This window comes from Aeromicrobium sp. UC242_57, assembly GCF_044452305.1.
Lineage (GTDB): Bacteria > Actinomycetota > Actinomycetes > Propionibacteriales > Nocardioidaceae > Aeromicrobium.
This window is the reverse complement of the sequence record NZ_JBIOAM010000005.1, coordinates 209,180-221,669: the sequence shown is the minus strand read 5'-3', so window position 1 is coordinate 221,669 and position 12,490 is coordinate 209,180. Positions and strand designations below refer to the sequence as shown.

The 12,490-nt window shown below is 66.1% G+C and carries 14 protein-coding genes, 1 tRNA gene and 1 pseudogene; 12 read left to right on the top strand and 4 right to left on the bottom strand.

Annotation, left to right across the window (positions count from 1 at the left end):
• Nucleotides 1-190: 190 nt before the first annotated feature.
• Nucleotides 191-2,013: pseudogene (locus ACHMWU_RS22825) on the top strand (protein-arginine deiminase family protein).
• Nucleotides 2,014-2,092: 79 nt separating this feature from the next.
• Here the strand turns inward: ACHMWU_RS22825 and ACHMWU_RS22820 are convergent.
• On the bottom strand, nucleotides 2,093-2,644 hold the full coding sequence (locus ACHMWU_RS22820) for a hypothetical protein (protein WP_396047451.1): 552 nt from the start codon (nucleotides 2,642-2,644) through the stop codon (nucleotides 2,093-2,095).
• Nucleotides 2,645-2,777: 133 nt separating this feature from the next.
• Nucleotides 2,778-2,853: transfer RNA gene (locus ACHMWU_RS22815), tRNA-Glu, on the bottom strand.
• Between the two features lie 67 nt (nucleotides 2,854-2,920).
• On the opposite strand from ACHMWU_RS22815, the gene ACHMWU_RS22810 reads away from it, so the two are divergent.
• From ACHMWU_RS22810 to ACHMWU_RS22760, 11 genes are all read left to right on the top strand, one after another.
• On the top strand, nucleotides 2,921-3,271 hold the full coding sequence (locus ACHMWU_RS22810) for a metallopeptidase family protein (protein WP_396047449.1): 351 nt from the start codon (nucleotides 2,921-2,923) through the stop codon (nucleotides 3,269-3,271).
• The gene (locus tag ACHMWU_RS22805) at nucleotides 3,264-3,944 is read left to right on the top strand and encodes a pirin family protein (RefSeq protein WP_396047447.1); all 681 of its coding nucleotides are present in this window, start codon (nucleotides 3,264-3,266) and stop codon (nucleotides 3,942-3,944) included. Before ACHMWU_RS22810 ends, ACHMWU_RS22805 begins: the two co-directional genes overlap by 8 nt.
• Complete coding sequence (aroQ, locus tag ACHMWU_RS22800; RefSeq protein WP_396047445.1) at nucleotides 3,941-4,366, top strand: type II 3-dehydroquinate dehydratase; 426 nt, start codon at nucleotides 3,941-3,943, stop codon at nucleotides 4,364-4,366. The genes ACHMWU_RS22805 and aroQ overlap by 4 nt, the downstream gene beginning before the upstream one ends.
• Before the next feature lie 123 nt (nucleotides 4,367-4,489).
• Nucleotides 4,490-5,077 (top strand): Uma2 family endonuclease, encoded by a 588-nt coding sequence (locus tag ACHMWU_RS22795; protein WP_396047443.1) that lies wholly within the window; start codon nucleotides 4,490-4,492, stop codon nucleotides 5,075-5,077.
• Nucleotides 5,078-5,159: 82 nt separating this feature from the next.
• The gene (locus ACHMWU_RS22790; RefSeq protein WP_396047441.1) at nucleotides 5,160-5,567 is read left to right on the top strand and encodes a hypothetical protein; all 408 of its coding nucleotides are present in this window, start codon (nucleotides 5,160-5,162) and stop codon (nucleotides 5,565-5,567) included.
• Nucleotides 5,542-5,829: a hypothetical protein gene (locus ACHMWU_RS22785; RefSeq protein ID WP_396047439.1), complete on the top strand. Its 288-nt coding sequence runs from the start codon at nucleotides 5,542-5,544 to the stop codon at nucleotides 5,827-5,829. The genes ACHMWU_RS22790 and ACHMWU_RS22785 overlap by 26 nt, the downstream gene beginning before the upstream one ends.
• A 101-nt stretch (nucleotides 5,830-5,930) precedes the next feature.
• Entirely contained in the window at nucleotides 5,931-6,473 is a 543-nt protein-coding gene (locus ACHMWU_RS22780) for a hypothetical protein (protein ID WP_396047437.1), read from the top strand.
• A gap of 48 nt (nucleotides 6,474-6,521) precedes the next feature.
• Nucleotides 6,522-7,811, top strand: coding sequence for a class I SAM-dependent methyltransferase (locus ACHMWU_RS22775; protein WP_396047435.1), 1,290 nt, complete (start codon nucleotides 6,522-6,524; stop codon nucleotides 7,809-7,811).
• Between the two features lie 928 nt (nucleotides 7,812-8,739).
• Nucleotides 8,740-9,201, top strand: a complete 462-nt coding sequence (locus tag ACHMWU_RS22770; RefSeq protein WP_396047433.1) for a hypothetical protein — start codon at nucleotides 8,740-8,742, stop codon at nucleotides 9,199-9,201.
• Between the two features lie 17 nt (nucleotides 9,202-9,218).
• Nucleotides 9,219-9,536 carry a hypothetical protein gene (locus ACHMWU_RS22765; RefSeq protein ID WP_396047431.1) on the top strand — a complete coding sequence of 106 codons (318 nt, stop codon included), beginning with the start codon at nucleotides 9,219-9,221 and terminating at the stop codon, nucleotides 9,534-9,536.
• Between the two features lie 270 nt (nucleotides 9,537-9,806).
• A complete protein-coding gene (locus ACHMWU_RS22760; protein WP_396047429.1) occupies nucleotides 9,807-10,094 on the top strand; it encodes a hypothetical protein in 288 nt (95 codons plus the stop codon).
• A 98-nt stretch (nucleotides 10,095-10,192) separates the two neighbouring features.
• On the opposite strand, the gene ACHMWU_RS22755 is transcribed toward ACHMWU_RS22760, so the two are convergent.
• Both ACHMWU_RS22755 and ACHMWU_RS22750 read right to left on the bottom strand, forming a co-directional pair.
• The gene (locus ACHMWU_RS22755; RefSeq protein WP_396047427.1) at nucleotides 10,193-10,843 is read right to left on the bottom strand and encodes a hypothetical protein; all 651 of its coding nucleotides are present in this window, start codon (nucleotides 10,841-10,843) and stop codon (nucleotides 10,193-10,195) included.
• Between the two features lie 330 nt (nucleotides 10,844-11,173).
• On the bottom strand, nucleotides 11,174-12,433 hold the full coding sequence (locus ACHMWU_RS22750; protein ID WP_396047425.1) for a nucleotide sugar dehydrogenase: 1,260 nt from the start codon (nucleotides 12,431-12,433) through the stop codon (nucleotides 11,174-11,176).
• Between the last annotated feature and the right edge of the window lie 57 nt (nucleotides 12,434-12,490).

Here is a 12,490-nt window from a genome sequence, read left to right as displayed (position 1 = left end):
CAACGGCACCCTCCCGTCGGACCTGATCGCCGACGGCGTGGAGCTCGGCATCGAGGGCAAGGACATCATCCGCGACGCGTCGTGGGACGGCACCGTCACGGTGCGCGCCGTCCATCGCAGTGGCAGCAAGCAAGTCGCCACCGACCAGGTGCAGCTGCGTGTCGCCCCGCTGCTGTTCGTCACCGACCGGATGCCCATCGAGAAGCTCTACATGGCCGACAACGAGACCTCGGTCTACGAGGGTGCCGAGATGCCCGAGCCGACCGCGGGAACTCTGCGCACCAGGCAGAACGCCGAGGCGATGGCGGCTGACTACCTGGAGGGCATGTCGCGCATGGACGCTGGCGTCGAGCTCGTCAAGCTGCCCAGCATGCAGGGTGCTCGCGGTGGTGGCAACGGCACCGACATCTGGACGCAGGACATCATGGAGCCAGGCGTCATGTCGATCCCGTCTGCCGACGGCGAGCAGCAGATGCGGGTCTTCGTCCGGGCGCCTGTCCGTGACGGCCGCGACAACGCGGGCAGCAACCCGTTCCGGCAGACCGGCCGGGTTGTCTTCACCGAGCTGCGAGGACCGGACGTCGCCGGCATCCAGCACTTCGACCCCGCGTACGTCCCGGCCACGATCGCCGGAATGAGCTACGACTCCCGTGGATCGACCGGAAACTACGGCACCCTCCCCGCCTACGAGCACGACGGCAAGAAGTACCCGCTCGGTCGCAAGGTGCTCGGCGCCGTTCCCGGCACCGGTTTCACGGCCGACCCGGCCTTCAACGAGATGCTGGCGCTGCAGGGCTTCCAGGACCCGATCACGGTCGACACGAGCTGGCTCAGCGTCGGACACATCGACGAGTTCATGTCGGTGATCCCCGCTGACAACGACCGGGGCTGGGCCCTCGTCGCCGCGGACCCAAGCTGGCGATGGACCTGCTGGAGGAGCTCGTGGAGGACGGCCGGGGCGACGAGCAGCTGTACACGCCGTACGACCTGGTGCCGCCGGAGGGCTCGAACGCCCCCACCATGACCGTCGGACAGGCCGTCAGCGACCCGCTGCTCATCAGCGGCGCCCAGCTGGGGCATGCAGGCGTCAACCGTGCGCTCAAGGTCCTCCGCCAGGAGACGGGGCTCACCGAGGACGACATCATCCGGGTCCCCGTCCTCTACCGTGAGGGTGCAGCCGGGCGAGGACGCGTCGGCGTCCAGGTGCCGAATGCGGCCAACCTGATCGGCACCGGTCGCGACGTGGTCTTCATCCCCACGCAGCACGTGCCGGCCGTCGACGGCAAGGATCTGTTCCAGTCCGAGATCGAGGCACGGTTCGCCGAGATCGGGACCGAGATCCAGTGGACCGAGGACTACTTCTACACGAGCCGCAGCGGTCAGATCCACTGCGTGACGAACACTCTCCGCGACACGACGTACGGAGACTCGTGGTGGACCGAGGGCGCTGCCGAGTCCGAGGGCCCGGGGCTGAAGGAGTTCCTGACGGTGTCGCAGCCGTCGGTCTCCGGAGTGCTCCAGGCCGGGCGCACCTTGACGGTCAGCCGGGGCTCGATGCGTCCGGCGCCGGACGCCGTCACCTACCAGTGGTACCGGGGATCGACCCTGATTCCCGGTGCGACGTCCACCCGCCTGAAGCTGAATGCTGCGTGGGGCGGACAGACGATCCGGGTCGCGATCGCGAGCAGCAAGACGGGTTACGCGACCGTTACGACGATGACCACGATCGGGAACGTCCCGCGCACCTTCAAGCAGTCGAAGAAGCCCTCGGTGCGGGGCAGCCAGAAGGTCGGCAAGACGCTGAAGGTCAACCCGGGGTCGCTGAGCCCCAAGGCGTCCTCGGTCAGCTACCGCTGGTACGTCAGCAACAAGGCCATCGGTGGGGCGACGAAGTCGACGCTCAAGCTCAAGAAGCAGTGGGCGGGCAAGACCGTCAAGGTCGTCATCACGTCGAAGAAGTCGGGCTACACGACGAAGGCGACGACGGTCAAGGTCGGCAAGGTGCGGCGCTGACCGTTGCTTGACCCGCTGTAGTTCGGCGGGGTGCGCCACGCGGCCGGACCCGGTCGCGTGGCGCACTGCGATGCTGCAGCTAGCGGAGATCGCGCGGGAGGCCTCGTGCGATCCGAACCTTGCTCGCACGCCGTTCGCGGAAGTAGTACGACCACGACCAGGGGATCAAGATCATCGAGAAGAAGGTGAAGAACCACTCGACAGGGCTCAAGGTCGTCGCATCGTCGGGCTTGTCGACCAGCCCCATCCCTTGCGCGATGCCCACCCCCGCCAGGACGAGCACGAGTGTCCCGAGCACCGTCAGCACGAGGGAGATGATGAGAAGCCCGGTGGCCGAGCTGGTGGGTTCGGTGATGGAACCGACCCGGCCTTGGTAGACCCCGTACTCATCTGGGGCGAGTCCGCGCGCGTGGGCATCCTGCTGGGCCAGGCGATCGAAGATGCCGTCCCTGCGGCGTCGTGCACGAACTGACGTGCGCACCGCAGCGACCGCGAACATGACGAAGGCCACGGCAACGCCGATGAGTGTCGCGACGTAGGGAATCAACCAGAGATGCTCGGGCAGCGAGTCAGTGTTCTTGATGAGCCCGGAGGTCATGATGCCGGCGAAGAAGACGATGGGAACTGCCACGAGCGGTCCGATCCAGGACATGTGCCCTGGAGCTGGTCCGGGATCAGGCGCGGCGGTCACGGGCCTAGTTTCGCATGGCTGCTCGTGACGTCGTTCTGGGAAGCTGCGACAGCGTTGACGACGCAGCTGTGAGTGGCACCCCCAACGGGATTCGAACCCGTGCTACCGCCGTGAAAGGGCGGCGTCCTAGGCCGCTAGACGATGGGGGCCTTGGAACCAGACCAGCATAGTGGGTCATGGTCGGGAGCGTGAAACCGGATCGGGCATCATGGGGTCATGATCGAGCTGAGCGAGGACCGGTTCGCCGAGCTGGTCGAGGATGCCTTCGCGGCAGTGCCTGCCGAGCTCGCTGCGCTTCTCGACAATGTCGTGCTGTTCATCGAGGACGACGCGCCCCCGCACGATCCTCACCTGCTGGGCCTGTACGACGGCATCCCGTTGACCGAACGCGATGGGATGTACGCGGGTGTCGTGCCCGACCGGATCTTCGTCTACCGCAATCCGACTCTCGCGATCTGTGACACCGAGGCCGATGTCATCGAGGAGGTCGGCATCACCGTCGTGCACGAGATCGCCCATCACTTCGGCATCGAGGACGACCGTCTGCACGAGCTGGGCTATGCCTGACGTCCGCCGCGCCGCCGACCGGTTCCACACGGTCGGTGACGGCGTCGAGACGTGGCACAGCTTCTCGTACGGCGTGCACTACGACCCCGATCGGATCGGCTTCGGACCGATCATGGCGATCAACGCCGAGCACGTCGCACCAGGCGGGGGCTATGACGTCCACGACCATGCCGATGTCGAGATCGTGACCTGGGTCCTCGACGGCGTGCTGCGTCATGAGGACTCCACGGGACAGGCTGGTGAGATCCGGCCCGGCACGGCACAGCGACTGAGCGCCGGCACAGGAGTCCGGCACTCCGAGCGCAACGCGTCGCCCGACGAGCCGCTGGTGTTCGTGCAGATGATGCTGCGCACCGACTACGACGAGGCTCCCGAGTATCGCCAGGTCGACGTGGACCACGTGCCCGGTGTGCTCACCCCGACGGTGGCCGTGCACGCTCCGGCCGAGCTGCTGGCGGTGACGTTCGATGCGGGGCAGGTCGTGACGGTCCCCGCAGCGCCGCGCAGCCTGGTGATCGTCACGTCAGGTGAGGTGGACGTCGCCGGTACGCGGCTCGCGGCGGGCGACGAGATCAGGTTCACCGGCGAGGGTGAGTACGATCTGAGTGCGTCCAGCGCCGCTTCCGCGCTGATCTGGCAACTTGGTCTGGCAACTGCAGAGGTGACCCGATGACCGTCCTCGTCCTCAACGGCCCCAACCTGGGCCGTCTCGGCGTGCGCGAGCCCGATGTCTACGGCACCGCGACGTACGCCGATCTGGTGGGGCGCTGCGAGCAGGTCGCGACCGACGTCGGCGTCGAGATCGAGGTCCGCCAGACCGACGCGGAGGCCGAGATGATCGGCTGGCTGCACGCCGCAGCCGACGCGGGGTCAGCGGTGATCCTCAACGCCGGAGCGTGGACGCACACGTCGATCGCCGTGCGTGACGCCGCGAGCCAGCTCAACGGTCCGCTCGTCGAGGTCCACCTGAGCAACGTGCACGCACGCGAGGCCTTCCGTCATACGTCCTACCTCAGCGACATCGCTTCGGCGGTCGTCGTGGGCATGGGCATCGAGGGCTACGCCGCAGCGATCCGGTACGTCGCACAGGGCTGAGCTTGCAGGGACGAGTGCACAGGCCGAGCTCTGGACGAGGTTTTCCACAGATGTCCTGGACGGGGTAGCAAGTGGTGGAGCAGCAGATTTGACTGGTGGTCATGCCAGAAGGAGCCGCCTACCATGACTGCTATGACCGATGCGTCGACCACGGTGCCCGCCGGGCTTCCTCATCGCCCGCTAAATCGCGCAGATCTCGACGCGATGCCCGATGACGGCCACTGCTACGAGCTCATCGACGGGGTGCTCGTCGTGAGCCCGGCACCGCGCATCCGACACCAAGACGCAGTGGCGGGCATGTATCGGTTGCTGTTCGCGGCATGCCCGGCCGATCTCAAGGTGTTGTTCGCGCCGGTCGACGTCGCGCTGTCCGATGACACGGTGATGCAACCCGATCTCGTGGTCGCCCGTCGTGAAGACTTCACCGAACATGATCTGCCGACGACACCGGTGCTGGCCGTCGAGGTGCTCTCGCGCAGCACGCGGGCGTTCGACCTGCTGCTCAAGAGAGATCGCCTGCAACGACCGGGCTGTGCCCACTACTGGGTCGTCGATCCGGATGTCCCGACCATCTGGGCGTGGAAGCTCGTCGACGATGTCTACGTCGAGGTAGGACATGCTGACGGCGACGATCTGCTCACCGTCTCCGAGCCGTTCCCCCTCGAGGTCGCGCCGTCGTCGCTCGCGGACGGACCACAGCGATCGCAGTAATTCGTTTCCTCGCGCAACCTTCTTAGGTTGCCCTGCACTTCCCAGTTCACGCTCGCGGGAATAACCTGACGTTCGTGAATGGTTGGCACAGTTCGTGAGGGGTCTGCACGAGCACGCACGAGCAGTTGACCGGTTGCTGGAGTCCTATCGAGGTATCCCGCCGGGGGCTCGGGTGCGTCTGGCGAAGAAGACGTCCAACCTCTTCCGGCCTCGTGCCACGAACGACACCCCAGGTCTCGACGTCAGCGGCCTCGACGGCGTCATCTCGATCGACACAGACGCCTGGACCGCAGATGTCCAGGGCATCTGCACCTACGAAGATCTCGTCGCGGCCACGCTGCCGCACGGCTTCATCCCCTACGTCATCCCGCAGCCGGACCATCACCCTGGGTGGCGCGGTCACGGGCCTCGGCATCGAGTCGACATCGTTCCGCAACGGACTTCCGCACGAGTCGGTGCTCGAGATGGACATCCTCACCGGATCCGGTGAGATCGTCACGGCCAGCCCCGACGGCGATCACGCTGACCTGTTCGAGGCATTCCCCAACTCCTACGGCAGCCTCGGCTACGCGACCCGGCTGAAGATCAAGCTCGAGAAGGTCCCGCCGTTCGTGGCCCTTCGGCACCTGCACTTCAGCGACGCCAGCTCGCGATCGAGGCGATCGAGACCATCGCCGAGTCAGGGCAGTGGCACGGCGAACGGGTCGACGGGCTCGACGGCACCGCCTTCACGCCGACCGAGATCTACCTGACCCTCGCGACGTTCACCGACACGCCGCAGCGGGTCAGCGACTACACCGGCCAGCAGATCTACTACAAGTCGATCCAGGCCCGTGAGACCGACGCCCTGACGATGAACGACTACATCTGGCGCTGGGACACCGACTGGTTCTGGTGCTCAGGGGCCTTCGGGGCCCAGAACAAGTGGATCCGGCGCATCTGGCCGGCCAGGTACCGCCGCAGCGATGTCTTCCACAAGATCGTCGGCCTCGACGAACGGTTCGGCATCATCCGCACGCTCGACAAGATCAAGAAGATCCCCGGACGAGAGCGGGTCATCCAAGACATCGAGGTGCCGCTCGACAAGGTGCCCGAGTTCCTCGACTGGTTCGACGCCGAGGTCGGCATGCGTCCCGTGTGGCTGTGCCCCCTGCGGACGACCCGCAGCTGGCCCGCCTACCCCTTGGAGCCCGCGAAGACCTACGTCAACGCCGGCTTCTGGGGCACGGTCGAGGTGCCGGCCGGTTCACCCGAAGGCATGGTGAACCGCAAGATCGAGCAGGCCGTGCACGAGATGGGCGGCCACAAGTCGCTGTACTCCGAGGCGTTCTACGACCAAGACATTCGACCAGATGTACGGCGGCGAGGTGCTCGCCGCAGCGCGCCGGAGATATGACCCCGACGGCAGATTGAGCACCCTGTACGAGAAAGCAGTGAGGAACTCATGACCACAGACGTATCGGTGAAGCTGACGATCGCAGACGCCCTCGGCAAGCTCATGAAGGACGGCATCCCGTTCCGGTTCGAGGCCTTCGACGGCAGCTCGGCTGGGCCCGTCGACGCGTCGTTCACGCTGCGGCTGCTCAACGAACGAGGACTGTCGTACCTGATGACAGCACCCGGCGACCTGGGCTTCGCGCGAGCGTACGTGGCCGGCGACCTTGCGCTCGAAGGAATCCACCCGGGCAACCCGTACGACGCCATGGTGCTGCTGATGAGCCAGCTGAAGTTCAAGGTGCCGACGGCTCCCGAGATGGTGCAGATCGTGCGCAGCCTCGGCTTCGGCAACCTCAAGCCGCCGACCCCGCCGGCCGAGGAGCACCTGCCCAAGTGGCGTCGTGCGCTCGAAGGGCTTCGGCACAGCCGCAAGCGGGACGCCGAGGTCATCCACCACCACTACGACGTGTCGAACCGGTTCTACGAGCTGGTGCTGGGCGAGTCGATGACCTACACCTGCGCGGTCTACCCGACGCTGGAGTCGACCCTCGAAGAGGCTCAGTTCGCCAAGTACGACCTCATCGCGCGCAAGCTCGACCTGCAGCCCGGCCAGCGTCTGCTCGACATCGGCTGCGGCTGGGGCGGCATGGTCAGGCACGCGGCCAAGCACTACGGCGTCAAGGCGCTGGGTGTCACGCTCTCGCGTGAGCAAGCCGCATGGGCTCAAGAAGAGATCAAGCGACAGGGGCTCGACCACCTGGCCGAAGTGCGATTCCTCGACTACCGCGACGTCACCGAGACAGACTTCGACGCGGTCAGCTCGATCGGACTGACCGAGCACATCGGCGTCAAGCAGTACGACGAGTACTTCGGCTTCCTGCACGACAAGCTCAAGGTCGGCGGGCGTCTGCTGAACCACTGCATCACCCGTCCGAGCAACAAGACGACGACGACCGGTGCCTTCATCGACCGTTACGTGTTCCCCGACGGCGAGCTCACCGGTGTCGGCCGCATCCAGGTCGCGGTGCAGGACGCAGGCCTGGAGGTACGCCATGTCGAGAACCTGCGCGAGCACTACGCCATGACGCTCAAGGGCTGGTGCGACAACCTCGTCGAGAACTGGGACGAGTGCCTCGAAGAAGTCACCCTCGGCCGCGCCAAGGTGTGGGGCATCTACATGGCCCGGATCGCGGCTCGCCTTCGAGCGCAACGAGATGAGCTGCACCACGTCCTGGCCGTCAAGGCCGACGAGCACGGCGATGCCAGCTGGCCGCTGCGTCCCACCTGGGGCAGCTGAGCGCCAGGCTGGCTGTCAGGTTGGCCCGGGTCGAGGCCCGACCCGCTAGATTGGGGCGGTGCGCACAGAGACCTGGGACGCCAGCTGATGGCTGATTTCGTGAAGGGTCTGCGTCGGCGGAGAACATCGACCGGCGCCGAGCTGGTCAGCTCAGGGTTGCTCGTGCCTGCCTACTATCAGGCGCAGGCTCGCGAGGACTTGAGACCGAGGTCGCTGCGGCGGACCACTACCTCGACGAAGGGTGGAGCCGGGGGCTGCTTCCCAACCCAGTGCACGACTTCACTGGGCGTGATCTCCCGGGACGGGACTCGATCGAGTCCTCCGACGGCTTGAGCATGTTGGCGGATCTACCCGTGCGGACGTATGTCGACCTGGCTGCCTACGAGCGCATCGTGCCGGGCGCTTCCAGCCACGTCGGCGGGCCAGCCTTACATCTTCTCGAAACGATTGCCGGCTCCGAGATCGACTTCCTGATGACCGAGCGCGATGGTAGATCGTTCAGCTGGTCCGAGCTGATGGATGTCTCGAAAGCTCGCAGCAAGTCCCTTGCCAGGATCATTGCCAGCGGGGTGTTCGATCAGGAGCTGTGCAGAAGCCCAAGCCGGCCCGGACGTTTGCCAGCGATGGTGCGGCGGTCTGGCACTACCTGGAAGTGGGCGAGGCTGCGGGCTGGTCACCCCATGTGGCGTTCAGCCCGCGGCTCGACCCAGCGAGGTCGGACAATCCACGCTCCAGCCCCTTCGCGCGAGCCATCGCGAAGGGGCGCTTGGAAGCGGGCCTACCGCAGACGCAGGATCGGCGGACGACCGTCCTCGAGCTGGCCAGGCGTGGCCGGGAGGCAATTGATCTTGGTCGGTCTGCGGACGCTGCGATTCCGCGAGGCTTCGGCGAGATAGCTTCCGGTCCCACCCGTCACTCGGATCAGACCGTGACGATTGTCGTGGATGCCTCAGCCCTCGAGGGGATGAGCGACCGGCACGTGCTGACTGTCGTCGCGCAGACCCACACTGCGTGGGAGATGCTGGTGGCGGTCGAACCGGGGATCCGCGGTCGTCGAAGTGGGTATGTGAAGAGACTGATCGCTGTCGACGCCCGCATACGCACCATCGAGACGAGTGAACTGCCGATTCAGGTCGACACTCTGATCAGGGCGGCGGACGGCGACGTCGTGGCTTTCTGGGACGGCCGTGAGCACTGGGCTCCGCGGTTCCTCGAGCTGGGGCTGCCCGCTCTGGACGACCATGGTGTCGTGGCCGCTGCCGTCGCCGAGGGTGCCTCGTTCGATCAGCTGATCAGCACGGGCATGTCGACCTGGACGTCGGCACGCTGGAGCGCCTCACGTGGTCGGGTCCGCGCAGCCTGCGAGGTGTCCTGGCGCAGCGGGGCGTGATGGGGCCGGGGCTCGCCGTGCCCCACGGCCTCCTGGAGCAGTGGGAGTGGCTGCTGCACCTGCGACAGCAGGGCGAGATCGGCTTTCTTCCCATGCTCGGGGTGGTGGGCCCGCCGCCCGTGGATGTTGATCCCGGCGACGTGGCGCAGGTCCGTGCCCGCTGGCTGCCGTTGGAGCGCCGCACCAGGTCTGCCGGGTCGACGGCGGCGCTGATGCCGGTTGTCGACGATGTAGACGGTGCGATCACGACCATGGAGCTGGTCATGGAGGCGGGTCTCGACGTGGTGGCCGTCGTCAGCGACCGCGGGATGCGGTGGAGATCGGGTCGGTGCTGACCGACGTCTCTCGCCTCACGGTTGTCTTCCTCCCCGACCGCACCACGTGGGGCCACGCCGCCTCGATCGCGGTGGCAGCAACGACGGCCGAGACCTCGGTGTTGGTGTCAGCTGGGACGAAATTTCGTCCCGAGCAGATCGTGCTCCTGACGGAGTCCCTGAGCGCTGGCGTGGTCGCCGTCTGCCCGCTCGTCATCTCGACGGATTCCACGATTCGATCGGCAGGCCTGGTGTTTCCAGGTCGCCGGCACCTGCCGTACCGCCTGATCCATGGTCATCCGGCAGAGGACGCGCGCGGCTGCCTGGTGGACCGAGTTCTTCGCAGCCGAAGGCGAGGGCCTCACGATGCGGACTGCCATGCTCGACGAGCTGGGATTCAGCCCTCGACTCGACGAGGCCTGGGCCGCGCCGGAGCTGACCAGTCGTGCGGCGGACACCGGCCCGACGATCCGTACGGTCACCGACGTCCGGTTCGAAGCTGGGACGGGCAGATCCTGTCCTGCTGACCCCGGGGACGGCGCGGAGGACATCCGACGGACAGCCGCTGCCCGGACGTGAACCGCGTGCTGGCCTCGGTCGGGATGGAGCTGCGAGGCGTGCGTACGGACGCGGACCGTCGGACCATGCCGACCCTCATCCGTCCGGTACGACTGGTGTCAGGTGGGCCGGCGGACGGCCTCCCGGCGCTGCGCTGGGCGTTCAAGGTTCCGATGAAGTCGAACGCCCGCGGCGACTCGGCTGGAGATGTGTTCTTCGCCAACGACTTGGCGGCGGCCTTGAGGCGCCTGGGTCAAGAGGTTGTGCAGGATCGACGCGATTCTCATCATCGGTTGACTTCGTCGCATCTCGATGACGTCGTTCTCGGACTTCGGGGCCTGATCCCGTACCAGGCCCAGCCAGAGGTCACCAGCGCCCTCTGGATCATCAGCCACCCAGATGAGATCGGTCCCGGGGAGGTCGACGCCGGCTCTGTCGACCTGGTCTATGCTGCCAGCCATGTCTGGGCCGAGATGGCGAGTCGTCGGTTCGGTCGCGAGGTCCGGCCCCTGCTGCAGGCCACCGACCCGACACGCTTCCATCCGGGAGTGCCATCGGTGCCTCACAGCATCCTGTTCGTCGGACGGCCTCGCGGAGAAACCGGCCGGCCCATCGTGCGCGACGCGCTGCTGGCCGGCCAGCAGGCAGATGTCTACGGTCCGCGATGGAGTACCTTCATCGATGCCGAGCACATCAGAGCAGACTTTCTCCCCAACGACGATCTGCCTGCCGCCTACGCGGGTGCCCGCATCGTCCTCAACGACCACCATGAAGACATGGCTGCCAACGGCTTCTGGTCGAACCGGGTCTTCGACGCCATCAGCAGTGGAGCTTGGTCGTCAGCGACGAAGTCGCAGGCGGCCCGGACATGTTCGGTGGGCTTGTCCGGACCTACAGTTGCGTCGACGAGCTCAGACTGCTGCTTGATTCAGACGCAGAAGGATGGCCTGACCACGAGTCGAGGCTCCTGCTGGCCGATCGGGTTCGTCGTCAGCACAGTTTCGACGTCCGGGCGCGGACCTTGCTTGGTGACGTACTTGCCGTTCGAAACGTCGACCATGACCTGGCGAGCGGCGAGTACTGACGTTTCGTCTCGATGCCTACAGTCGACTGACGTAGGGATCGTCAGTCGCACCCTTGGTGTCGAACAGTTTTCGCGCCGTCGAGGCGATGGCCTCGAGGTCGTACTGTCGGTGGTTCTGGAGCAAGACCGAGATGTCTGCCGTGCGTAGTGCCTCGTCGAGGTCGTCGGCTCGTCTGACCGGCACGCCGTCGGGTGTCCACGTCTCGACGTGGGGATCGTGGAAGATCAGGTCGACGCCTTTGCTGATCAGCAGCTGGGCCAGTGGTGTGGCTGGTGACTCGCGCTGGTCGGCGATGTTGGGCTTGTACGTCACGCCGAGCAGCAGGACCGTCGATCCGCGCAATGCCTTCCCCTCGTCGTTGAGCAGGTCCGCGACCCGTTCGACGACGTACGCGGGCATCTGCAGGTTGATCGACTGGGCCAGCTCGACGAACTGGAACGCCCGTCCGAGCGTCGCGCGCACTTTGTAGGAGAGGTAGTTGGGGTCGATCGGGATGCAGTGGCCGCCGACACCAGGCCCAGGGTAGAACGCCTGGAAGCCAAATGGCTTGGTCGCTGCATTGCGGATGACCTCCCACAGGTCGATGTCCATCTCGTGGCAGAACTGGGCCATCTCGTTGACCAAAGCGATATTGATGTGCCGGTAGGTGTTCTCCAGCAGCTTGGTCATCTCAGCTTCGCGGGTGCCCTTTGACGGCACGACGGTCTCGATGAACCGGCCGTAGAATGCCGTCGCGACCTTCGTGCACTCGGGGGTGTGGCCGCCGACGACCTTCGGGGTGTTGGCAATGCCGTACGTCGGGTTGCCCGGATCGACGCGTTCGGGGCTGAACGCGAGGTGGAAGTCGCGACCAGCAACGAGCCCGCCCTGCTCGAGAAGCGGGCGCACGACCTCGTCAGTCGTCCCGGGATAGGTCGTCGACTCCAAGACCACGAGCTGCCCGGGACGCAGGTGGCGGGCGATCGTCGTCGTCGCGCCGGTGACCGCTCCCAGATCGGGTTCGCCATCGATCGACAGCGGCGTCGGGACGCAGATCACGATCGTGTCAGCAGCCGCGAGGACGTTCTCGTCGGTCGAGGCAGTGAAGTTGTGCGAAAGCATCTCGACAATGTCATCGTCGGACAGGTCGTCGATATGGCTGCGGCCCCCGTTGAGCGAGGAGACCATCGCCTCGTTGACATCGAAACCGACTACCGAGACGCCCGACTGTGCGGCCTGCTGTGCCAGGGGTAGTCCGACGTAACCGAGACCGATGATGGCCAGGTCGACTGACAAGGCGGGCTCCTCGTGTGGTGGCCTTATGTGGTGAACCTGCTGCCCGGGAAGACTACC